Origin of the sequence: Acidisarcina polymorpha (assembly GCF_003330725.1) — a bacterium.
In the GTDB taxonomy this organism is placed as follows: domain Bacteria; phylum Acidobacteriota; class Terriglobia; order Terriglobales; family Acidobacteriaceae; genus Acidisarcina; species Acidisarcina polymorpha.
Genome location: NZ_CP030840.1, coordinates 5,954,706 through 5,976,706 on the forward strand (window position 1 = coordinate 5,954,706; position 22,001 = coordinate 5,976,706).

Annotated in this window: 19 protein-coding genes; 3 read left to right on the forward strand and 16 right to left on the reverse strand. The window is 58.0% G+C overall.

Annotation, left to right across the window (positions count from 1 at the left end):
* Position 1: 1 nt before the first annotated feature.
* Positions 2 to 613, forward strand: coding sequence for a thioredoxin family protein (locus ACPOL_RS25410; protein WP_114209534.1), 612 nt, complete (start codon positions 2 to 4; stop codon positions 611 to 613).
* A gap of 9 nt (positions 614 to 622) precedes the next feature.
* Here ACPOL_RS25410 and ACPOL_RS25415 read toward each other — a convergent pair whose 3' ends face one another.
* The 16 genes from ACPOL_RS25415 to ACPOL_RS25490 all read right to left on the reverse strand — a co-directional run bounded on the left by ACPOL_RS25415 (position 623) and on the right by ACPOL_RS25490 (position 19,568).
* Positions 623 to 1,954, reverse strand: coding sequence for a replication-associated recombination protein A (locus tag ACPOL_RS25415; protein WP_114209535.1), 1,332 nt, complete (start codon positions 1,952 to 1,954; stop codon positions 623 to 625).
* 34 nt (positions 1,955 to 1,988) lie between these two features.
* Positions 1,989 to 4,640 carry a glycoside hydrolase family 31 protein gene (locus tag ACPOL_RS25420; RefSeq protein ID WP_236657024.1) on the reverse strand — a complete coding sequence of 884 codons (2,652 nt, stop codon included), beginning with the start codon at positions 4,638 to 4,640 and terminating at the stop codon, positions 1,989 to 1,991.
* A gap of 86 nt (positions 4,641 to 4,726) precedes the next feature.
* Positions 4,727 to 5,248 carry a GNAT family N-acetyltransferase gene (locus tag ACPOL_RS25425; RefSeq protein ID WP_114209536.1) on the reverse strand — a complete coding sequence of 174 codons (522 nt, stop codon included), beginning with the start codon at positions 5,246 to 5,248 and terminating at the stop codon, positions 4,727 to 4,729.
* Positions 5,235 to 6,686 (reverse strand): argininosuccinate lyase, encoded by a 1,452-nt coding sequence (argH, locus tag ACPOL_RS25430; RefSeq protein WP_236657025.1) that lies wholly within the window; start codon positions 6,684 to 6,686, stop codon positions 5,235 to 5,237. The genes ACPOL_RS25425 and argH overlap by 14 nt, the downstream gene beginning before the upstream one ends.
* Complete coding sequence (locus ACPOL_RS25435; RefSeq protein WP_114209538.1) at positions 6,683 to 7,897, reverse strand: argininosuccinate synthase; 1,215 nt, start codon at positions 7,895 to 7,897, stop codon at positions 6,683 to 6,685. Before ACPOL_RS25435 ends, argH begins: the two co-directional genes overlap by 4 nt.
* Before the next feature lie 61 nt (positions 7,898 to 7,958).
* Complete coding sequence (gene argF / locus ACPOL_RS25440; protein WP_114211053.1) at positions 7,959 to 8,915, reverse strand: ornithine carbamoyltransferase; 957 nt, start codon at positions 8,913 to 8,915, stop codon at positions 7,959 to 7,961.
* Positions 8,916 to 8,977: 62 nt separating this feature from the next.
* Entirely contained in the window at positions 8,978 to 10,249 is a 1,272-nt protein-coding gene (locus ACPOL_RS25445; RefSeq protein WP_114209539.1) for an aspartate aminotransferase family protein, read from the reverse strand.
* Positions 10,246 to 11,028, reverse strand: coding sequence for an acetylglutamate kinase (argB, locus tag ACPOL_RS25450; RefSeq protein WP_114209540.1), 783 nt, complete (start codon positions 11,026 to 11,028; stop codon positions 10,246 to 10,248). Before argB ends, ACPOL_RS25445 begins: the two co-directional genes overlap by 4 nt.
* Positions 11,029 to 11,157: 129 nt before the next feature.
* A complete protein-coding gene (argC, locus tag ACPOL_RS25455) occupies positions 11,158 to 12,246 on the reverse strand; it encodes an N-acetyl-gamma-glutamyl-phosphate reductase (protein WP_114209541.1) in 1,089 nt (362 codons plus the stop codon).
* Positions 12,246 to 12,686 carry an arginine repressor gene (locus ACPOL_RS25460; RefSeq protein WP_114209542.1) on the reverse strand — a complete coding sequence of 147 codons (441 nt, stop codon included), beginning with the start codon at positions 12,684 to 12,686 and terminating at the stop codon, positions 12,246 to 12,248. The genes argC and ACPOL_RS25460 overlap by 1 nt, the downstream gene beginning before the upstream one ends.
* A 189-nt stretch (positions 12,687 to 12,875) precedes the next feature.
* Positions 12,876 to 14,243, reverse strand: a complete 1,368-nt coding sequence (gene accC, locus ACPOL_RS25465) for an acetyl-CoA carboxylase biotin carboxylase subunit (protein WP_114209543.1) — start codon at positions 14,241 to 14,243, stop codon at positions 12,876 to 12,878.
* Between the two features lie 10 nt (positions 14,244 to 14,253).
* Positions 14,254 to 14,751: an acetyl-CoA carboxylase biotin carboxyl carrier protein gene (accB, locus tag ACPOL_RS25470; RefSeq protein ID WP_114209544.1), complete on the reverse strand. Its 498-nt coding sequence runs from the start codon at positions 14,749 to 14,751 to the stop codon at positions 14,254 to 14,256.
* Positions 14,752 to 14,793: 42 nt separating this feature from the next.
* Positions 14,794 to 15,879: a M24 family metallopeptidase gene (locus tag ACPOL_RS25475; protein ID WP_114209545.1), complete on the reverse strand. Its 1,086-nt coding sequence runs from the start codon at positions 15,877 to 15,879 to the stop codon at positions 14,794 to 14,796.
* Positions 15,880 to 15,929: 50 nt separating this feature from the next.
* A complete protein-coding gene (locus ACPOL_RS25480) occupies positions 15,930 to 16,193 on the reverse strand; it encodes a helix-turn-helix domain-containing protein (protein WP_114209546.1) in 264 nt (87 codons plus the stop codon).
* A 334-nt stretch (positions 16,194 to 16,527) separates the two neighbouring features.
* Positions 16,528 to 17,565 carry a 6-phosphofructokinase gene (locus ACPOL_RS25485; protein WP_114209547.1) on the reverse strand — a complete coding sequence of 346 codons (1,038 nt, stop codon included), beginning with the start codon at positions 17,563 to 17,565 and terminating at the stop codon, positions 16,528 to 16,530.
* A gap of 167 nt (positions 17,566 to 17,732) precedes the next feature.
* Entirely contained in the window at positions 17,733 to 19,568 is a 1,836-nt protein-coding gene (locus tag ACPOL_RS25490) for an AMP-dependent synthetase/ligase (RefSeq protein WP_236657026.1), read from the reverse strand.
* Between the two features lie 146 nt (positions 19,569 to 19,714).
* On the opposite strand from ACPOL_RS25490, the gene thiE reads away from it, so the two are divergent.
* Both thiE and ACPOL_RS25500 read left to right on the forward strand, forming a co-directional pair.
* Positions 19,715 to 20,389: a thiamine phosphate synthase gene (thiE, locus tag ACPOL_RS25495; protein ID WP_236657027.1), complete on the forward strand. Its 675-nt coding sequence runs from the start codon at positions 19,715 to 19,717 to the stop codon at positions 20,387 to 20,389.
* A 12-nt stretch (positions 20,390 to 20,401) separates the two neighbouring features.
* The gene (locus ACPOL_RS25500; protein WP_414633321.1) at positions 20,402 to 21,997 is read left to right on the forward strand and encodes an APC family permease; all 1,596 of its coding nucleotides are present in this window, start codon (positions 20,402 to 20,404) and stop codon (positions 21,995 to 21,997) included.
* Positions 21,998 to 22,001 lie beyond the last annotated feature (4 nt).

Here is a 22,001-nt window from a genome sequence, read left to right on the forward strand (position 1 = left end):
CATGCGACGTATCGGACTTCTCGTGACTGTATTGTCAGCCTTCATCGTCCTTAGCAGTGCTGCCTATGCCGTGAGAATAGGGGACCCGGCACCCGATTTTACTGGTACCGACAGTAATGGCAAGTCCCAGACACTCTCCTCCTATAAGGGGAAGTACGTCGTCCTCGAGTGGTCGAATCGTGACTGCCCTTACACTCGCAAGCACTATGCCAGTGGCAACATGCAGTCTCTCCAGAAGCAATGGACTGCGAAGGGAATCGTCTGGCTGACGATTCTCTCCTCCGCACCAGGCCAGGAGGGTTATGTGACAGCCAGCGAAGAGAACGCCCAACTCGCCAAGGTTCACGCAGCTCCCACAGCCGCCATCCTTGATCCGACGGGGACGATTGGCCATGAATACGACGCCAAAACCACGCCCCACATGTTCGTCATCGATCCGAGCGGGAAGGTGATCTATGCGGGGGCCATCGACGATCACCCGACCGCCGATGTCGCCGACATCAAGCTTGCAAAGAACTACGTCTCGGAGGCGCTTACCGAATCCATGGCCGGAGGGCCGGTCACGACGACCTATACGCGGCCATACGGTTGCTCGGTGAAGTACGGCGAGTAAGGCTGCGGATCACGCCTTTTCGCGAAGTCGCCGAATCTCGTCCATTCGGGCAGCGAGGAGTTTTTCCCGGCCCTCCTGCGTAGGCTGATAGTAACGCCGGTCTCGCAAGTTATCGGGCAGACACTGCATCTCGGCGACCTTGCCCTCTTCATCATGGGCGTACTTATAGCCCTTCCCATAGTCAAGCGACTTCATCAGCCCAGTCGGCGCGTTGCGCAAATGGAGCGGCACGGGTGCGGCGGGTTCCCGCTCAATATCCGCAAGCACTGCGCCATAGGCGGTATAAACCGCATTCGATTTGGGCGCCAGCGCAAGATACGCGACGGCCTGGGCCAAAGCCAGATCGCCCTCTGGCGAGCCGAGAAAGTGCATCGCATCGCGAGCAGACAAGGTCAGATTGAGGGCTTCCGGCGCCGCGAGGCCAATGTCTTCGACTGCCATGCGAATGATGCGGCGCGCGACATACATCGGATCTTCGCCCGCCTGCAGCATCCGCCCCAGCCAGTAAAGCGAGGCATCGACATCGCTGTTCCGGATTGATTTGTGAAGCGCTGAAATGAGGTTGTAGTGCTCTTCGCCGGACTTGTCATAGAGCAGCACTCGCTGTTGCAAGGCCTCTTGCGCGACCTCTCTCGTGATGCGGGCTTCCGGTTTCGCTGCCGCTAGTTTCGCGGCAACCTCTAATCCGCCGTAGGCCAGGCGTGCATCGCCGCTCGCATAGGAGACGATCGCGGCGAGAGCATCCTCGTCGGCCGTCAGCCGGAGCGAGCCGAGGCCACGTTCCTGATCTTCGAGCGCGCGATGGAGTAGAGAAATGAGCTGCCCTTCGCTCAGCGGACGAAGCGTAAACACACGGCAACGCGAGAGCAGCGCCGAGATGATTTCGAAGGATGGATTCTCGGTGGTCGCTCCAATGAGCCGGATCGTCCCGCGCTCAACATAGGGGAGGAAAGCGTCCTGCTGGGCCTTGTTGAAGCGATGAATTTCATCAACGAACAGCGTCGTCCTCGAGCCGAAAGTCGAAGCCTTCTCCGCTTCGACCATGACCTGCTTGATCTCTTTGATTCCGGAGAGTACCGCCGAAAACTCTATGAAGCTGGAGCGGGTGTGTTCGGCGATGATCTTCGCCAAGGTCGTCTTGCCCACGCCGGGTGGTCCCCAGAAGATGATGGAAGCCGGGTCGTCGGTTTCGATCAGCATGCGAAGCGGCTTGCCCGGCGCTACGAGATGTTCCTGACCTGCGTACTCGTCAAGGGTTCGTGGCCGCATCCTCTCGGCAAGCGGAGCGCTCTCCGGGGGTCGCGAAGGCTTCAGATCGGGCGTCACTCCGAAGAGGCTCATATCCTCTTTTGTACGCGTTCTGGCCACGAGTCGGCTACCGGGTAAGCACAACTTCGACGCCCGAAGCGCTCGCCGGAATCACTACACGCACGGCAGACTCAGTGGCTTCCACTTGAGCTTTCATGCGTTGACCATCAACGCTGGCGTGGGCCGAAGCCTGCTGCCAGCCATAGACGACGATCTCCATCTGCTTCCACCATGGCACAAAGCTGCCTTGCTGGGGCGAGACTTTCACGCTGATTCCATCGGCCGTTCTGGCGCAGGTAAATTCTTCCCGCAGATACTCGCCCTGCTGGTAACGGAAGCTGTGTCCATCGTCGAGATAAATGGACCCGGCACAGGCCGCTCCTGAGCCAACAGGGGGATAGACGCGTAGCTGCAGTGGCCCTTGAGGGACATCTTCGGTGCTTTGAACCAGCGGCTGCATCGGCAGAATACTGCCTGCGCGGACGTAAACCGGGAGTTCTTCTTCGGTCGGCTGGATGCGGTTCGCGTTGATCGCCTTCATGGCTGCTTGAGCAGCGGGGGACTGCATGGTCGAGCCATCTGGCGAGGCCTGGAAGAGGACCTTGAGCTCAGCCTCGGAGGGAATGGCTGGGAGCTGCTTACCGGTCCAAAAGTCGTACCAACCGTTACCCGGTAAATTGAGCGAATATTTGTCGAGGGTATCTGGGTAAGCGGGCGGAGCGATCAGCAACGACGGGCCAAACATGAACTCTCCCCCGGCATCGAGATCGACTGGATGGCCATCCTTGTTCGCATGAGGAAATTCCAAAAAGAGAGGGCGAATCATTGGCAGGCCGGTTCGAGAAGTCTCCTCGGCGACGGTGTAAAGGTAGGGAAGCAGGCGATAGCGGGCATTGATGAACTTGCGCACCAAGGCTTCCTGCTCGGGCCCGTTCACCCATGGTTCATGATCGGCAGTGCCCTTAGCCGAGTGATCGCGGTCGATGGGCTGAAAGGCAGCGACTTCAAGCCATTTCGTCAGCAGTGCCGGCTGCGGGGAATTGGCAAAGCCGCCCACATCCGCGCCGGCAAAAGCATATCCGCTCAGCCCTAAATTTTCGAGCATTGAGGTGCTCATCCGCAAATGGTTCCAGGTGGCCGAGTTGTCGCCGGTCCAGGTGACGGAATAGCGTTGACCGCCGGAATAACTGGCGCGAGTCATCACGAACGGACGTTCGCCGGGATTTAGTTTCAATACGCCCTCATAGGTCCCGCGGGCGTTCTGCATGCCGTACAAATTATGAATTTCTGCATGGGTCGCAGTTCTTGTGGCAAAGCCTGGTTCATCGATCCGATGCACGGTCGTTAGCGGCATTGTCTTGCCCGGCCCATCAAATACGGATGGCTCGTTCATATCGTTCCAGAATCCGGCGAAGCCGTATCCGACAAACTGTTTGTAGAGCGTGCCCCACCAGGCACGCGATTGCTGCTGGGTGAAGTCAGGAAAGACGCTCGGGCCTGGCCACACGACTCCAGAGAAGACCGATCCATCGGGATTATGGACAAAATGATCTCCCGCGATGCCGGTGTCGTAAGGCGCATAGCCTTCCCCGGGGACCTTGGCGACATGAAGGTCGGTAATGGCAACGGTATGGAAATGCTGTGCGCGTAGGTCGGCGAGCAGCTGCGGCATATTGGGAAACGTCTTTGGGTCGACCGTGAACGGGCGGTTTCGGTCCTGAAAATCTATATCGAGCCACAACACATCAGCCGGGATTTTGTCTTTGCGCAGCCGGTCAGCAACTTCCCGCAGACGCGACGCGGGAGTATAGCTGTAGCGGCTCTGCTGATAGCCGAATGACCAGAGGGGCGGCAGCGGCGGAGCTCCGGTCAGGTAGGCATAGTCTTCGACGACTTGCTTCGGTTCTGGCCCATAAAGAAAATAATAGTCAAGCGGGCCGCCTTCAGATCCAAAGGAGTAGGCAAGCCTCTCCGATCGGCCAAAGTCGAAGCTCGATCTCCAGGTGTTATCCAGAAAAATGCCATAACTGACACCGTGATCGATCGAGAGAAAGAAGGGAATCGTCTTGTAGATCGGGTCGGTCGACTCCTGGAAGCCAAAAGCGTCGGTATTCCACATGGAGAAGGCTTGCTCGCGGCGATCGAGAGGACCGGTCTTATCACCGAGGCCGAAGAAGTGTTCGTCACTTGGCAACGTCTTCGACACACGGAAGGAGCCGTTCTGAAAGTTGGTGGTGTGGCCTAGCGCGTCGGCGTTGATGATGTTGCCTTGCAGATCGGCGATGACGAGGCGAGCGGTGGCGCGATCGATGCGGACGTCGAGGAGTTTGGTGCGGAAGCCAAGGGTGCTCGGATTGCTTGTGCTCTCGACGGCAACTGTTTTCTCTCGAAGCCCGGGAAGCACAGCCCAGCTGCCGTCCTCGGTGAGTGGCTGGCCGCCGGTGACGGCAGCCTGGACGCGTAAGATGTCGTCGCGCAAGGCGGTGACGCGCATGATTGTGCGGCCAGAACGAATCTCTACACCGTTAGGCAGAATTCGCGACTCTGATATCTCACTCACCGAGCCCGTCTGGCCGTTGGTGGGAAGACCATTCTGTGCTTGCTGCTCGCCGAGCGAGGGGGGCATGGCGATGGGTGTCGCAGTCGTGGGCTGTTGCGCCGAAGCGGTCACTGCGTATGCGAGAATCAGACTTCCAACCAACCAGCGCGTGCGAATCATGCGAGTCTCCGTCCCTGGGCCAGCAGCCATACTAGAGCAAAACCAGGGAAGTGAGAACCCGGACCGAATTCGGGAGGCTGGACTGCCTAGCCGGCAAGCTGGACGAGGCGCTCAGCGGCGATCCTCGGCCCCAGGATAGAGACATTCGGGATCTCCCCGCGCACCATGGCTACCTCATCGCAGCGATAGAGTCGCGGGCAGCTCTGGCAGTCTTTGTAGATCTTGTCGGGGAGCGCGGTCCGGTCCTCCACGATGCGAAAACCATGGCGTAGGAAGAAGTCTGGAATTCTGGTGAACAAGCATACAGAATTGACTCCATTGTCTTCCGCCTCATCGATCAGAGCATCGAGCAGCTTGGCGCCGGCACCGTGACGTTGCGCTTCGGGATCCACCACGATCGAACGCACCTCAGCCAGATGAGGCCCATAGAGATGCAAAGCACCACAGCCGAGGAAGTCCCCGTCATCGGTCTCCGCGACGGCGAAGTCGCGAACATTTTCGCAGATCTCTGCAAAGCCGCGCCGCAACAGCGTTCCATCCGTTGAGAGGCTATTGACCAGGTGATAAATGTTGGAGGCGTCGGGAAGTTTAGCCTTACGCACCCGCATGAAGGATCTCCTCGGCCGAAATCTCGGTCTGTGCCATGCCCCCCTGCAATGCTGCTAGCCGCTGGGCCGCATCACGGAGAGCGTCCTTCACCCGATGGGTCGCAGTTCCGCCGACGACATCGTGGCAGTCGAGAGTTGCTTGCAGAGTAATGCTGGCAAAAAAGTCTGTGTCGAATTCCACGCCGAACTCTTTCAACTCCGCGAGTGAGAGATCACCCAACTCGCACCCTTTATCGAGACAATACCGCACTGCGTTCCCGATTTTCTCGTGAGCTTTGCGGAAGGGCACTCCTTTGTAAACCAAATATGTAGCCGCGGCCATTGCATTTAGAAACCCACTCTCGCAGGCAGCCCGCATGCGTTCGGTGCGGAAGCGCAGCGCGTCGCTGAAGGGCGCGAGTACGAGGAGCATCTGATGGGCAACGGCAGTAGCCTGGAAGACGGGCTCCTGGGTTTCCTGCATGTCCTTGTTGTAGGCGAGCGGGAGCCCTTTCAGTAGCAGGGTTACGGTCTCTGCTGCTCCGTGAAGGCGGCCGACCTTGGCGCGCACTAATTCGGTCAGATCAGGATTTTTCTTCTGCGGCATCGCGCTCGATCCCGTGGAAAATGCTTCTGGCAGTTCAATAAAACCGAATTCCGCTGTTGCGTAAAGAGTGATCTCCTCGGCAAATCGACTCGCATGCAAGCCAATCTGAGTGAGTACTTGAAGATACTCAAGCACGAAGTCGCGATCGCTGGTCGCGTCCATGCTATTCGCGGTCGGCGCCGCAAAACCCAACTCGCGAGCAGTAATGCTGCGATCGAGCTTGAGCGTCGCCCCGGCCACCGCGCCCGATCCCAAGGGGCAGCGATCCATGCGCCGGGCGCAGTCTTGCAGCCGGGAGATATCGCGCAACAGCATCTCCACATAAGCGAGTAGCCAATGGGCGACGAGAACCGGCTCGGCCCGCTGCAAATGGGTGTACGCCGGCATGACCGCGCCGTCCGCTGCGCGCGCTTGGCGGATTAGGGCCCTCCCCCACGCAGCAAGATCTTCGCACAGGAGCTCGATGCTTGAGCGGCTGTAGAGGCGCAGATCGGTGGCAATCTGTTCGTTGCGGCTGCGTCCCGTATGGAGTTTGAGGGCCAGGTCGCCGATCCTCGCGCTGAGCTGCAACTCGACGAAATGATGAATGTCTTCAGCGTCGGGATGGTCTCGAACCCATCCCGTTCCGCCAGTCTTCGCGTCGTGGTATTGCCCGAGAATGCCGTCGAGAGCCTGCCGTATTGCTGATGCTTCTGAATCAGTAAGGATATTGGCCGCACACAAGGCGAGCGCGTGCGCCTTACTGGCAGCGACTTCCTGCACAAGCAATTGCCAATCGAATCTCAACGAACGCTGCCAGTGATCGAAGGAAGGATCGAGTGGTTCGCGAAAGCGCCCCGACCACATCTTCACTTAAGTACCTCTTTCTTGCTGTGGAGGAGACGAGCGCGAGTTCGCGCCGGGAGCCCGAGGATCTGGATAAATCCCTTGGCATCCTTTTGATCGTAAGTGTCGCCCATCGTGAAGGACGACAGCTCATTCGAATAAAGCGAGAACTCACTCGCGCGCCCGGCGACGGTGACATTTCCCTTATAAAGAGAAAGCTTCACGGAGCCGGTGACAAGCTGCTGGGTGTTCTCGACAAAAGCATCGAGCGCCTCGCGCAAGGGGGTAAACCATAGGCCGAAATAGACGATCTCGGCGTAGCGCAGCGCAACCTGCTCCTTGTAGTGGGCTACCTCCCGGTCTAAGGTGAGCGCCTCAACCTCACGATGCGCGGTGGTGATGAGCGTGCCGCCCGGGGTCTCGTAAAGGCCGCGCGACTTAATGCCGACGAAGCGATTCTCTACCAGATCGATGCGGCCGACGGCGTTGCGAGCGGCGATCTCGTTCAGCAGTTCAACCAATTGAACGGGCTCGAGTCTCATGCCATCGACGGAGACAGGCACACCACGTTCGAAGCCGATCTCGACCGACTCTTCGCGGTCAGGGGCCTCCTGAGGACTCTTGGTCATTGTCCAGGTGGTGGCAAGTGGAGCGTTGCCGGCATCCTCAAGCTCGCCGCCCTCATGGCTCACGTGCCAGAGATTGCGGTCGCGCGAGTGGATCTTTTCACGGCTCGCCGCCACTGGAATTCCATGCGCTTCGGCATAGTCCAGACAATCTTCCCGCGACTTCAACGTCCACTCGCGCCATGGCGCAATCACTTTGAGCTCTGGTGCTAAAGCCTGATAGGCATGCTCGAAGCGGACCTGGTCGTTCCCCTTGCCGGTGCAACCGTGGGCTACGGCCTCCGCCCCTTCTTCCAGGGCGACCTCGACCTGATGCTTGGCGATCACGGGACGCGCGATCGAGGTCCCGAGCAGATACTTGTGCTCGTAGATAGCGCCTGCTTTCACCGTCGGAAAGACAAAGTCACGAACGAACTCATCTCGCAGATCGCGGACCACGACCTTCTTGGCGCCGGTTTCGTAGGCCTTGGCGACAACTGCGTCAATATCTTCGCCTTGCCCGACATCGGCCACCATGGCGATCACATCCATTCCGTAGTTCTCATTCAGCCAGGGAATGATGATCGAAGTGTCCAGACCGCCCGAGTATGCCAAAACAACTTTCTTTGCCATCGATAACTCCTTCAAGAGTGCAGGCTGTCGCCTCGATGAGGCATTCCTGCTTGCAAAATTGCTACTTGTGGAACGCCTGACCGGTTACGCCCCCCGCCAGCAGAAGCAGTAATGCCTTCTGAGCATGCATCCGGTTCTCTGCCTGTTCAAAGACTACTGATTGCGGCCCGTCGAGCACGGCGTCCGTCACTTCAGCATTGCGATGGGCCGGCAGGCAGTGCATGAAGACCGCGTCAGCCGAAGCCCTTGCCATGAGCGCTTCATTCACCTGATAAGGCTTGAAGATGGGTGCGCGCTTCATCGCCTCGTGTTCTGATCCCATGCTGGTGCAGACATCGGTGTAAATGGCGTCTGCGCCAGTCGCTGCTTCAATAGGATCGTTCATCAAAGCCAGCGTTGCCCCTGTTGTTGCAGCGATCGCTTCCGCGCGGGCCACAATCGCTCCCTGCGGAGCATAGTGCTTCGGAGTCGCAATTCGGCAATGTGCGCCCAGCTGCGCAGCAGTCAGTAACAGTGAATGGCACACATTATTGCCGTCACCCACATAGGTGAAATTCAAACCGCGTACGCTGCCGAACCGCTCTTCGAGAGTCAGAAAATCAGCGAGCGCCTGGCATGGGTGCTCGAGGTCGCTAAGCGCATTAATCACCGGCACGGTGGCATATTCCGCCATCTCGGTGATTGTCTCGTGCGAATAGGTACGCAACACGAGCAAACTCACCCACCGTTCGAGATTACGAGCCATGTCGGCGAGAGACTCACGCTCTCCAAGGGGCGATTGCGTCTGATCGACAAAGATTGCCGAGCCGCCGAGAGTATTGATTGCGGTTTCAAAAGTGACTCGGGTTCGAAGCGAAGCCTTTTCGAAGAACATGATCAACTGCTTGGCATCGAGCGCCCAGCGGAAGTCTTGCGGCCGCGCTTTGACCAGGTGCGCGAGCTGAAGCACTGCGGCAAGCTCGTCGCTAGAGAAGTCCGCAATAGAGCATAGGTCTCGACCCTCAAGCGACGCAGCCATTGAGGAGAAAGCAGGATCTTCTCTGGCGACAGTGGTGTTTAATTCAAGAATTTTCGTAGCCACTATCGGCCTCCCTGGGAAACGGTCTCGTGCGACTGCTGGTTCGTAGCGACTTCAATGCCCATCAGGATCTCATCGAGCGCATGGAGGGCTGCTTGTACGTGCTCGGCCTGAAGAATAAATGGCGGCAGGAAGCGCAGCACCGTCTCATCAGTCCGATTGATCAGGATGTGACGGTCGAACATCTGCGCCAGTACGCTTTTGGCGAGCTCTGCCGAATTCAACTGGGCCGCCAGCATCAGCCCTTCGCCGCGGACGTCCACTATAGAGGAGTGTTTCGCTTGCAATGCAGCCAATCCCTCTTTGAAGGCAGCGCCGGTCGCTGTGACGTGGTCCAAAAGGCCGGTAGCCTTAATAGTATCGATCACAGCGATGGCGACAGCGCAGGCCAGCGGGCCTCCGCCGAAGGTCGTGCCGTGCATCCCCGGGTGAATGGCGCGGGAGACTCCCTCGGTGCAGAGCATGGCGCCCAGTGGCAAGCCACCAGCCAGCGGCTTAGCCAGAGTCGTAATGTCCGGTTGGATGCCATAGTGCTGGTAGGCAAACCATTTGCCAGTGCGACCTAGTCCGGACTGAATCTCATCCGCGATCAGCAGTGCACCTGTCGATTGAGTCAACTCGCGGGCCGCAGCAAAGAATTCCTGGGACACCGGCCGAATCCCGCCCTCACCCTGAATCGGTTCCAGAAGGATGGCGCAAACGTCGGTGGAGAACTTGCCGCGAAGGTCATCGACATCGTTGAAGCGCACGAAGTCGACACCCGGCACTACCGGACCGAATGGTTCACGATACTTGGCCTTATGAGTCGTCGATACGGAGCCGAAGGTCCGGCCGTGGAAGCTGTTCTCGATCGCGAGGAACTTCGTACCGATGGATTTACCCTCATTGCGCAGTAGACCGGCATAGGCGCGCGCCACCTTCATCGCCGCTTCCCATGCCTCGGTGCCGCTGTTGCAAAAGAAAGCGCGATCCAGTCCACTCATCTCGGTCAGCCGCAGGGCGAGCTCTGCCTGTCCGGGATGAAAAAACAGATTCGAGATATGGATAAGTTTCTTGCTCTGCGCCGCGATGGCCGCTTCGATCGCCGGATGGCCATAACCGAGCGCATTGACGCCAATGCCGCTCAGCAGATCAAGATATCGGATGCCCTGTTCATCTTCCAGATAGACGCCTTCGCCGCCAGTAAAAAGAATAGGGTTGCGCTCATAGGTCGAGAGCAGGAGTTTGGCCTCCGCTGCCTTTAGTTGTTCCATTTCCTTGCGTGGGGAGCTCATGCCACCATCACCTCGGTTCCTTGGGTTATTCTTGCGCTGCAAAGGTCGGACAGGACCCCCGCTTCCGCCGCCGGCAGGATCCTGACTCGCTTGACGCCATGCAAGAGTGCTTCGCGGCAGGCGCTGAGCTTTGGCAACATGCCGCCGCTGATCACTTCATCCTTAGCGAGAACGGCGATCTGGTCGATATTGAGCCAACGCAGGACGTCGCCATCGGCGCCGCGCACCCCAGGGACATCGGTCAGAAAGACCAGAGCGTCGGCGTTGCAACTCATCGCACAGGCGGCCGCCATTTCGTCGGCGTTGATGTTGTAGTATTCGCCGTCGAAGCCGAGCGCCATGCTCGAAAGCACCGGGACAGAGCCCATCTTCCAGATTGCTTCGAGCCAGCGCGGGTCGGAGGCGACGATCTCGCCGACAAAGCCCAAGTCCGGGGCGGTACGCTTCTTGCGCGCTCGAAAGATCAGTCCGTCGCCGCCGGAAAGTCCGACAGCAGACTGGCCGTGCGCGCCCAGCGACGCGACCAGCGATTTGTTGACATGCCCGGCGAGCACCATCAATGCGGTATCGCGGGTGACGGCATCCGTCACCCGCAGACCGGCGATGAACTCGCTCTGCTTGCCCATCTGCTTCAACGTCCGAGTCAGCTGAACACCGCCGCCGTGCACTAAGGCCACTTGATGACCATCCCGAGCCAACTCCGCAACCGCCTGCGCGCAGCGATGCAGCATTTCGGGATCTTCCAGGGCCGCACCGCCCAGCTTCACGACAAATTTCATTGTCCCACTCCTTACTGGCGAGTTAGACCAGAACTACGATTCTTTAACGTGGAGGATCGGTTCCGTAAGCTCTCTAAGAACCGCCTGAAGAGCAACTCCCCGGCCCATGACGGCCTGCATACTTCTGCTCTAGACCAGTCCCTCTGCTTCATTCCATCCGTACATCAGGTTCAAGTTCTGAACTGCTTGTCCTGCAGCTCCCTTAAGCAGGTTGTCGAGACACGACACGAGGACGCACCGTTTGCCATCCTTCGCCAGTTGAAAGCCGATGTCGCAGAAGTTGGTATAAGCCGAGTATTGAATTTGCGGCAAATTGCCAGCACTGAAGACCCGCACCATCGGACTAGCCGCATAAAAGTTATCAAAGCAGCTTTTGATTCGGTCCGCGTCCATCGCCTCTTTAAACCAGACGTAAATCGTGGATAAAATACCCCGGGGAATCGGCAACAGATGCGGGGTAAAGACAATCTGTTCCGGTTGCAGTTCGAGTTGCTCCAGGAGTTCACCGGTATGCCGATGCCCGAAGACGCCATAGGCGGAAAGATTGTCCGCGGCATACATGAAGTGGGTCTTTGCCGTCGGGGCTTTGCCCGCGCCCGAAACCCCTGACTTCGAGTCGCAGACAATGCCCCTCTGCAGATCGACCCAGCCCTTCGCAACCAGCGGTTTCAGCGCAAGAATGATCGAGGTTGCATAGCAGCCTGGATTGGCGATCAGCTCCGCACCGCGAATATCGTCGCGATGTAATTCCGGCATTCCGTAAACACTCTTCGCCTGGACCGCATCGGTACTTTGCTTACCTTCGTCTTCAAACTTGTAGACTGCGCGGTTGGCGGATTCATTCAACCGCCACGCGCCACTCAGATCGATGACCCGGATCCCGCGTGCGAGCGCCTCGGGAACCCATTCCCGCGACTGTTCGTGAGGCGTGGCTAGGAAGAGAACTTCGACGCCGCGCGACTTGAATAATTTCCAGGAAAACGGCTCGACGAGCAGCCCGGCCGAGCCATTGTTGTCCATCAGCCGGGGATGAATCGTAGACAAAGGCACGGCTGATCCTGGCGCCCCACCGGATGCCTCAGCAGCGCTCGTCCCTCTGCCGGCAAAGACGGGAGGGGCTCCGTTCAACTGCGGATGGTGCAATAGCAGCCGGGCCAGTTCCATCCCCGCATAGCCCCCAACCCCGACAACGGCGGTTTGAATTGCTCGAGTGCTCATCAGCGAATCATCTCTTCCAGGCGTTCAAGCAATTTCGATGCCTGTTTGTTATCCGGACAAATAATCAAGACCGTGTCGTCGCCGGCGATGGTCCCTACCATCTCCGGCCACTCTTCATGATCAATCGCCAGCGCGACTGGTTGAGCCCCACCCTGGGTGGTGATGACAACCAACTGGTTCTGGGCTTGCTTTACTTTGAGCGCGAAACCGCCCAGTACGTCTTCAACTCTCGGCTCGTTGTCTTCTTCCATATCGACGCCGTTAGGCAGCGTATAACCGCCCGGCCCTTTATAAAGACGCATCTCCCGGATGTCGCGGGAAAGCGTGGCCTGGGTCACGTCAAAGCCGCGACGAACGAGCTTCCGGCGCAGCTCGTGTTGATTGACCACGGGCGCTGATGCGACGATCTCGCGAATCACGGTGTGTCTTTCCGGCTTCATTCCAGCTAATTTCCCTAATGAGAAAAGCGGCCACTTGGGCCGCAGTCCAGAATCTCTTCATGCATAAAAACTACTTCATCATGTATAAATATGCAGAGAGAAAAAGTCAAGGATCGGGAGCAAAATTTACGTCATTTCGCCCGGAAGACCAAGGAAGAGCATTGCATGTGGCTTGGTGAAGCTGGTCGCTTAAACTTCCGCTTTCTGCTCTTCCTGGCGCTCGAAGAACCGTTCCATGAACTTTGTATCGAAAGCGCCGCTTTTGAACTCCGCATCGGCGAAGATCTTTCGGTGCAGTGGGATCGTGGTGTGAATACCTTCGACGATGAATTGTTCGAGGGCGCGGGACATTCGCGCCATTGCCTCGGCCCGGTCGCGCCCGTGGACGATCAGCTTGGCGATCAGCGAATCGTAGTAGGGAGGCACGACTCCCTCTGCATATTGGGCCGTGTCCACCCGAACGCCATTGCCGCCGGGAACATTGAAGACACTGATCTTGCCTGCCGAAGGCGTGAATTTCTCCGGATGTTCGGCATTAACGCGACATTCGATGGCGTGCCCGCGAATGGCGAGCGGCTCGGTGAGGATGCTGGATAGCTTCTCTCCAGAGGCGATGCGCAACTGCGCCTTGACCAGGTCGATCCCGGTCACCATTTCAGTCACCGGATGCTCCACCTGAATGCGGGTGTTCATCTCAATGAAGTAGAGCTGACCATCTTCATCCATCAAAAACTCGATCGTTCCGGCATTCTGATAGCCGACGTGCTCTAAGCTGCGCTTCAGCGTTTTAGCAATATCGGCGCGCATCTTTTCGTTGACCTTGAGTGATGGCGCTTCTTCAATCAGTTTTTGATGACGTCGTTGGATCGAACACTCGCGCTCGCCCAGCGAGACCACGTTGCCATGTTCGTCGGCCAGCACTTGGAATTCGATGTGCCGCGGCCGCTCGATGAATTTTTCCATGTATAGATCGCCATTGCCAAAGGCGTTGGCTGCTTCGGTATGCGCCGCTTGAAATAATGCCGGCAGTTCCGCTTCGGTGCGTATAACTCGCATTCCACGTCCGCCGCCGCCAGCGGAGGCTTTGAGGATCACCGGAAAACCGACGGTGCGCGCCCATTCGATCGCCTCGCCTTCCGAGGTAATCACCCCGTCCGATCCGGGAAGGATCGGCACTTTGGCTTTCTTCATCGCCATACGCGCTTTTTCTTTTTCACCCATCAGACGAGTGACTTCCGGCGGAGGTCCGATGAACTTGATATTGGAAGCGCGGCAGACCTCGGCAAAGTTGGCATTTTCGCTCAACAGGCCATAGCCAGGGTGAATCGCGTCAACATCCGCAATTTCAGCGGCAGAGATGACGGCCGGAACATTGAGGTAGCTTTCAGCGGAGCGGGGCGGCCCTATGCAGATGGCTTCGTCGGCGAAGCGGACATGCAGGGAATTGCGATCAGCTTCGCTGTAGATAGCGACGGTGCGGATGCCCAGTTCCTTGCAGGCGCAAATGACGCGCAGAGCGATCTCGCCGCGATTGGCGATGAGGACTTTTCTTAACATGTTCAATCTGCTAACTCGGACGGACAGAGAAGAGCGGTTGTCCGTATTCGATGGGCTGGCCGGTTTGCACAAAGCGTTTTACGATTTCGCCCGCAACATCCGACTCGATTTCGTTCATGAGCTTCATGGCTTCAACGATGCAAAGCACTTGGCCGGCTTCAACCGTATCTCCCGGTTTCACAAAGGGAGGGGAACCCGGAGACGGCGATTCATAGAAGGTCCCGACGATGGGCGACTTCACAATGTGCAGGTCGGCATCTTCGTCCGCCGGAGCAGGCGGTTGCGCGGACGCGGCGGGCGTGACTGGATGCGCAACGGCGGGAGCAGCTGACGCGGAGCCGAGCAAGCGGTTCAATCCCGCCAGGTCCAATCCGGAAGAGCCACCCGATGCCTGCGCGAACTTGAGGCGGACCTTCAAGTCGCCGCGTTCCAGATCGAACTCGCCGATCTGGTTGTCCTTCAGGAACGCAATCAGTTCCTTTAATGCATTCAATTCTTCAGGATTCATGATTCCTATCTTGTGGAGCGGGGGCCGTTCTGGGCCTCACGTCTAGAGTTCGATCAGGGTCTTTGGCGCTGGGGTGAGGACCCTCTGTGCGCAGTCAGTAACCGTCACCATATCTTCGATGCGGATACCAAACTTCCCCGGAACATATACACCGGGCTCGATGGTTATCACCATGCCCGGAACTAACACTGCTTCCTGCTCCTTGGCAATCCTCGGAGCCTCATGGATTTCGATGCCTACACCATGCCCGGTGGAGTGGGTGAAGTATTGATCCAGACCAGCCTTGCGAAGTAATCCTCGCGCCGCCTCATCTACTTCACCACAGGTTGCGCCCGGACTTACCGCCTCGACTGCCGCCTGTTGGGCTTCCAATACTGCTTCATACGCGAAGCGCTCTCGCCGGTTGATCTTCCCGATATGCACAGTGCGCGTCATGTCGGAGCAGTACCCATTGAGAATAACACCGAAGTCCAGGGTGACGAAGCCATTAACCGGCAGCCGGTTGAGGGTGGCATGGCCATGCGGTAGCGCCGAGCGGGGGCCTGATGCAACGATTGTTTCGAAGGACATGGCTTCCGCTCCGCGGGTTCGGGCGGCGAACTCAAGTTCCGCCGCAACCGCGATCTCCGTCGTCCCCGCCTCGATCTTATCCAGTAACTCCGCGAAGAGCTCGCATCCTAATGCAGCGGCTTTGCTGATCGCCGCCAGCTCCTCTTCATCTTTCACCAGCCGCAGATTGACCACCAGCGGGGCATCCAGCGGAGTGAAGAAGTTTCGCCGCCGGCGATCGATCGACTCGCGCATGGTTTGCAGCGCTGCGACGGTCACATGTTCAGGACTGAAATAGGCGAACTTGGCTCCGCATTTGGAGAGCCATACGCAAGCATCCCGTAAAGCCGAGGCTGCGGAGATGACCACTCTTGCCGACTGCGTTTGTTGTTTCGCCTGAACCGAATAGCGCCCGTCGGTAAATAGGACGGCAAGGGTCGAGCTCACCGCCAGGGCAGCATTCGATCCGGTAAAGCCGCAGAGATAGCGAACATCCGGTAAATGAGTGATGAGCAGGGCTTCGATGCCCTGATTTTTCATGCCCCGGCGCAAGGCGCGGAAGCGGCGGCTGTAATTCATGTTCAATTCAAGCCTACCAGCCCCGTTTTCGATTTGCAGGAGCGATCGTCTTAACGAGCAGCGCGCACCGGCTTTCTCTGCCGCGCAGCCACGGCGACCGGCTGCGTAGGCGCCGATTGAGCGGACGATTGCTGGTCCATCCACTCGTCGATGCGGGATTTCTTGAAGCGCCAACGATTCCCGAGCTTGAACGCTGGAATGAATCCTTCTGAGGCGTATTTATAGAGGCTGTCGGGGCTGATTCCGAGGTAAGAGGATGCCTGACGGATGTCCATAACTTCGCGAACTTCACTGCGCACTGCGGACGGTCTCATGCGAGCTTCTCCTGGTGCAAGAAAAGGAAGCGTTCGGGAGCGAAAGGGCGTAGGCGTACCGAGACAGCGAAACCCGGCATCATGCTTATACAGCGTTTCGCGGTTTGATGCAACGTTTTTCCGGTTTTGTCCGACTTTTATAGGTTTTTGCGGAGAGTCGGGCAGGCAACCGGATCTGGAAAATTCCAACAGAATTAAGCGGAAGCCCGCCGACAACATCCCTGCGACCGAGGCGTGCTGGTCCTTCTACCTTTTAGGAATTTCGGACTTTAAGCCTATACAGGAACCAAGGGAGCACGCAGTTGTGCCCCCTTGATTCGAGCCGGGGGAGCGATCAGACCGCTGGTTCCAGGCCGGTCAAGATCTCCAGGAAGTGGTCGTCGACGGTGCGATTCTTGGAGATAGCTTCGGCGAGAGTGATGCTCTGGATTTCAGTGCCCCGCAGCACGACGAGGCGTCCGAACTGCCCGGCATGAACGAGGTCGAGCGCCGCCAGGCCATAGCGAGTAGCGAGCATCCGGTCAAACGCCGTTGGGGTGCCTCCGCGTTGAGTATGGCCAAGGTTCACTGAACGGGTTTCATAGCCGGTCTGCTCTTCGATCTTGTTGGCAAGCAATTCGGCGATCCCAGAAAGACGCGCGTGCCCGAAGGAGTCGACCTTCGTGCCCTTAATCGCCTGTTCGCCGCTATCGGGCAGCTTGGCGCCTTCAGCGACGACGACGATGCCGTACTTTTTGCCGTGATCGTGGTTGTACTTCAGCAAGGCGCAGACGTGGTTGAGATCGATCGGCTTCTCTGGAACCAGTACCACGTGCGCGTTGCCGGCTACTCCGGCGGTGAGGGCGATCCACCCGGCATCGCGGCCCATTACTTCGCAGACGATGACCCGATTATGAGCTTCGGCAGTGGTATGGAGCCGATCGATCGCCTCGGTGGCGATGCTGACCGCCGTATCGAAACCGAAGCAGACATCGGTGCCGTTTAGATCGTTGTCGATGGTCTTCGGAACCCCGACCCCTGGAACGCCGATCGCAGTCAGCGCGTTGGTCACAGATTGGGTGTCATCTCCACCGATCGCAATGAGGGCGTCGAGCTGGTTAGCCTTAATGTTCTCTTTGCATTTCTCCAGACCACCTTCAATCTTACGGACGTTGGTCCGTGAGGTCCGCAAGATAGTGCCACCCTTGGTGATGATGCCGTCGACCGTCTCCAACGTCAGGGGCATGGTATTGTTATCGAGCACTCCGCGCCAGCCCTCCAGAAATCCGACGAACTGGTCTCCGTGATGAAGAATGCCTTTTTTAACGGCGGCGGCGATGACTGCGTTAAGACCGGGGCAGTCTCCGCCGCCCGTAAGTAGACCGATGCGCATTGCTTGTTCCTCCAAAAAGGCGCCAACGCCTGGTTTGCCGATGGTGTTGGTTCATCCGCAGACTTGGTGGGATTGTAGGATCCCTTCCGCATGATACGGGTAGGGCAAGACAGATTCAATTTCGCGCGACTTCACAATGGCTCGGGCTTAACCGGCCCATTTCATCTCTAACCGTGGAAAGCTGATTCATCGGAGTAGAACTTCGCAATCTCCGCGGCATATCGCTCCGCGATCACCCGCCGTTTCATCTTGAGGCTTGGTGTCAGCTCTCCACCTTCGAGCGACCACTCCTCCGGGACAAGCTTGAACCTCTTCATCGTCTCGAAGTTTGCCAAACCCGCGTTTACCTCGTCGATAATCGCCTGGTATTCGGCAATGACTGCGGGGGACTCGATGAGCGCTCGGCGTTCGAGAGTCCCGACCCGCCGCTCCTTCGCCCAGGCTTCCAGCGCGGCGAAATTCGGTGAGATGAGGACACTGGCAAATTTATGGCGATCGCCGACCATCGCTGCCTGACCAACCAGCACGTTTGCTTTCAGCTTGTTCTCGATCGGTTGAGGCGCGATCAACTTGCCGCCGGAGGTCTTGATCAGCTCTTTCTTGCGATCGGTGATGTACAGAAAACCATCTTCGTCGAATCGCGCGATGTCCCCGGTATGGAACCACTCGCCATCCGGAGTGAAGTTCGCGGCAGTCTCGCGCGGCTTGCCCCAATATCCTCGAAAGACGGCGGGGCCGCGGACGAGCAGTTCGTTATCAGAAGCGAGCTTGCATTCAAAATTCGGCAGCGGTTTTCCTACTGACCCCATCCGGTAGACTCTTGGCTTGTTGAGCGCGATGACTGGAGATGTCTCGGTCAAACCGTACCCTTCGAGGATCCGAATGCCAGCATCGGCAAACCAGCCGGCAGTCTCGACGCCGAGCGGCGCTCCTCCAGCAATAAAAATACGTGCCCGGCCGCCAAAGGCCGCGTGGATCTTGGTAAGAACCAACTTCGCGGCGAGCCGCCACATCGCCGATTTCGGCAGAGTGTCGGCGAGGATGCTCTGCCGATGCTTATGACCGGTAGCAATCGCCCAGCGCAATAATCTTTTCTTGATCGGGGAAAGCGAGGCCCGCCGCTCGACTTCCTGCCGGATTTTTTCGTAGACCCGAGGGACCGCTACAAAGATGGTGGGCTTGACCGAAATCATCGCCACTGGGAGTTTATCGAAGCTGGAACAGTAAGCGATCGTTACGCCCTGGGCAAAGAGCGCGTAGTCGAGGTGACGGGCAGTGATGTGCGAGAGCGGCAAGAAAGAGAGAGAGGAATCGTCGCTGCGAAAGCCGATGCCGACTGTCGAATAGCTGACATTCGCGGCTATATTGCCGTGGGTCAGCATCACCCCTTTGGGTTCGCCAGTAGTACCAGATGTGTAGATGATCGTCGCGAGATCATCAGGCTGAATGGATCTGGCACGATCATCGAAATCCGGGAAGCGCTGCTTGCCATCGTTGTCCGCATTGGTCACTAGCGCCGAAAATCCGATAGCGTCGACGAGGTCGGGGACTTCATCCATCACGATGATTCGCTCGAGCAGAGTGCGACTGCGAATCGCGGCCACCTTGGCATATTGTTCGCGGGTTGAAACAACGGCGATGCGGCTCCCTGAATCCACCAGCAACTCGGCGGTCTGATCAGCGGTGAGCGTCGGGTAAACCGGGACATCGACGGCGCCGATCGCCAGAGCTGCGAAGTCGGTAGTCGCCCACTCCCACCGATTCTCGGCAAGGATGGCGATGCGGTCTCCCTTTTTGATTCCCCAACTGAGGAAAATGCCCGCGAGAGCACGCACTCGCGCATAGATCTGCGAGGTTGATAGCGGGCGCCAAAAGCCTTCTCCATCCTGGTAGAGGATTGCGTTTTCGCGAGGATCGCCGGTAAGCCGGAAGAAGATGTCGTTAGCGCTTAGAAGGCCGAAAGAGGTGGGATGGCTGACGGGATGTTCGGCGGCAATTGGCACTGGAATTCTTCCCGGAGCGGGCACAACTCTCGACTCTACCGGCCTTGCGCGAAATTGGCAAAGCCGATCCGGCTCCAAGTGCAAAGATGACCAATAAGACGACGAGGACTCCACCGCTATAGTTTCCGGGCTGCTCCGGGATGTGCTTGAATCAGAAGATGCTTTCCCGGCTTTACCCGATCCTTCCCCGGCTTTATCCGATCCTCGATGCCAGTGTCCTGGCCGGCGAGGGCGTAGCTCGAGAGCAACAACTGCAGCGTCTTGGCCAAGAGCTGCTGGAGTCCGGCGTCACGCTTCTGCAGTATCGAAACAAATCTGGTGGCGAAGCCGAAGTACTCGCTGATGCTCGCATCTTGAGAGATGGAATGCCGGCGGGGAAATGCCTGCTGATTCTGAACGACTATCCGCGACTCGCAGTCGAGGCGCAGTTTGACGGAGTACACCTCGGGCAGGGCGACATGCCCGCGAGCCAGGGCCGTGCCATTCTCGGTAACGATCGGGTACTAGGCTTGTCGACCCATAACTTGGAACAACTCGCTGCAGCGGAGAGAAGCTCCGCGAACTATGTGGCGATCGGTCCAGTCTTTGCCACCTCATCCAAGCAGAATCCCGATCCCGTCGTCGGGTTGGAGGGAGTCAAGCGCGCGCGGATGCTGACGACGAAGCCCCTGGTTGCCATCGGTGGTATCACTCTCGAGACCTGCAGACAGGTGGTCGATGCGGGCGCCGATTCGATTGCCGTGATCTCCAGCCTCTTCTCGGACCAAGGCGGTCGAGCTCCGGCAAAAGTAGCGGAAGACTTTTTCGCCAAATTGCGGTAGAACCAGTTACAAGTGTCCACGCATGTCTCCACCCCACCGGCGCTGCCCCCTGAGAACCAGCCTGAACTTGCGCCCGAGGCGCATCTGGTAAGGCGATTAGGCCTATTCAGCTCGACTGCCATCGTGATCGGTTCGATGGTCGGTTCCGGGATCTTTATCGTTGCCGCCGATATTGCCCGTGATGTCGATTCTCCAGCCCTCTTGATCGCCGCGTGGCTGGTCACCGCGGTGATGACGATCATTGCGGCGCTCAGCTACGGTGAGCTAGCGGCGATGATGCCTCGAGCAGGAGGTCAGTACGTCTATCTGCGCGAGGCGCTCGGTCCATTGTGGGGGTTTCTGTATGGCTGGACGCTCTTTCTGGTCATTCAGACAGGAACGATCGCCGCCGTTGCAGTCGCATTTGGTAAGTATGCCGGCACCTTTTTCCCTTCAATCTCCTCCTCTCACTGGTTATGGCATATCGCCCACGTTCCGGCCTGGCAAGTTGGACCGATGGTCCTCGGCAACATGGATATCGGCGTCAATACAGCAAATCTGGTGGGCATTACCATACTTGTCCTGCTGACCGTAGTGAATATCTTCGGGGTGCGTCTGGGTGCGATCGTTCAGGACATATTCACGACCGCGAAGGTCGCAGCGCTGCTAGGTTTAGTCGCGTTCGGCTTACTGTTGGGGCGAAACTCCTCCGCCATCGCAGCGAATTTCGGCTCTGGTTGGCACGCCTTCTGGCACAATGCTTCGTTTTCGTCGCTGCATCCTGTGCAAGTCGGTATCGGTGGACCGACGGCCTTGGTCGGCGTCTTCACCGTGATCGCAATCGTCCAGGTAGGCTCCTTATTTTCGGCCGACGCCTGGAATAATGTCACATTTACAGCCGGAGAAATTCGCGACCCGAGCCGAAATCTGCCGTTGTCGTTGGCCATCGGGACGGGCACCGTGCTTCTTCTTTACATCCTGGCCAACTTCGTCTATCTCTGCGCCCTACCTCTGCACGGCGATCCCCATGGAACGACGCTCTTTGCCCGAGGCATTCAGTATGCTTCCGAAGACCGGGTGGCTACCGCGGTGCTCGAGCAGACCTTCCACTCAGCGGGCGCTTACCTGATGGCAGCGGCAATCCTGATATCGACCTTTGGCTGCAACAATGGGATGATCCTGGCTGGCGCGCGTGTTTACTATGCGATGAGCCGTGACGGGTTATTCTTCCATGCTGCCGGGAAACTGCATCCGCGCTACAAGACTCCGGTAGCGTCGCTCATCGTGCAGTCGGGGTGGGCCTGCTTGCTCTGCCTCTCGGGCTCGTATGCACAGTTGTTGGACTATACGATGTTTGCGGCGCTGCTCTTTTACATTCTCACCATTGCCGGACTGTTTGTGTTGCGAGTGCGCAAGCCGGATGCTGAGCGACCCTACCGTGCCATTGGGTATCCGGTGCTCCCGGCGGTATACATTCTGATGACCGCCTGGATTTGTATCGTATTATTGCGCTACAAGCCTCAATATACCTGGCCTGGACTGGCGATCGTGCTGCTCGGCGTTCCCGTCTATTTCCTGTGGTCCGCTTCCTCCCGGAGAGAGCGGAGCAAGCGTGCTTCCGGGGTTTGAATCC

What these genes read in the sequence shown, in the direction of transcription:
- ACPOL_RS25410 (WP_114209534.1), top strand. Translation starts at nt 2, where the DNA reads ATGCGACGTATCGGACTTCTCGTGACTGTATTGTCAGCCTTCATCGTC.
- ACPOL_RS25415 (WP_114209535.1), bottom strand. Translation starts at nt 1,954, where the DNA reads ATGAGCCTCTTCGGAGTGACGCCCGATCTGAAGCCTTCGCGACCCCCG.
- ACPOL_RS25420 (WP_236657024.1), bottom strand. Translation starts at nt 4,640, where the DNA reads ATGATTCGCACGCGCTGGTTGGTTGGAAGTCTGATTCTCGCATACGCA.
- ACPOL_RS25425 (WP_114209536.1), bottom strand. Translation starts at nt 5,248, where the DNA reads ATGCGGGTGCGTAAGGCTAAACTTCCCGACGCCTCCAACATTTATCAC.
- ACPOL_RS25435 (WP_114209538.1), bottom strand. Translation starts at nt 7,897, where the DNA reads ATGGCAAAGAAAGTTGTTTTGGCATACTCGGGCGGTCTGGACACTTCG.
- argF (WP_114211053.1), bottom strand. Translation starts at nt 8,915, where the DNA reads ATGGCTGCGTCGCTTGAGGGTCGAGACCTATGCTCTATTGCGGACTTC.
- ACPOL_RS25445 (WP_114209539.1), bottom strand. Translation starts at nt 10,249, where the DNA reads ATGAGCTCCCCACGCAAGGAAATGGAACAACTAAAGGCAGCGGAGGCC.
- argB (WP_114209540.1), bottom strand. Translation starts at nt 11,028, where the DNA reads ATGAAATTTGTCGTGAAGCTGGGCGGTGCGGCCCTGGAAGATCCCGAA.
- argC (WP_114209541.1), bottom strand. Translation starts at nt 12,246, where the DNA reads ATGAGCACTCGAGCAATTCAAACCGCCGTTGTCGGGGTTGGGGGCTAT.
- ACPOL_RS25460 (WP_114209542.1), bottom strand. Translation starts at nt 12,686, where the DNA reads ATGAAGCCGGAAAGACACACCGTGATTCGCGAGATCGTCGCATCAGCG.
- accC (WP_114209543.1), bottom strand. Translation starts at nt 14,243, where the DNA reads ATGTTAAGAAAAGTCCTCATCGCCAATCGCGGCGAGATCGCTCTGCGC.
- accB (WP_114209544.1), bottom strand. Translation starts at nt 14,751, where the DNA reads ATGAATCCTGAAGAATTGAATGCATTAAAGGAACTGATTGCGTTCCTG.
- ACPOL_RS25475 (WP_114209545.1), bottom strand. Translation starts at nt 15,879, where the DNA reads ATGAATTACAGCCGCCGCTTCCGCGCCTTGCGCCGGGGCATGAAAAAT.
- ACPOL_RS25480 (WP_114209546.1), bottom strand. Translation starts at nt 16,193, where the DNA reads ATGAGACCGTCCGCAGTGCGCAGTGAAGTTCGCGAAGTTATGGACATC.
- ACPOL_RS25485 (WP_114209547.1), bottom strand. Translation starts at nt 17,565, where the DNA reads ATGCGCATCGGTCTACTTACGGGCGGCGGAGACTGCCCCGGTCTTAAC.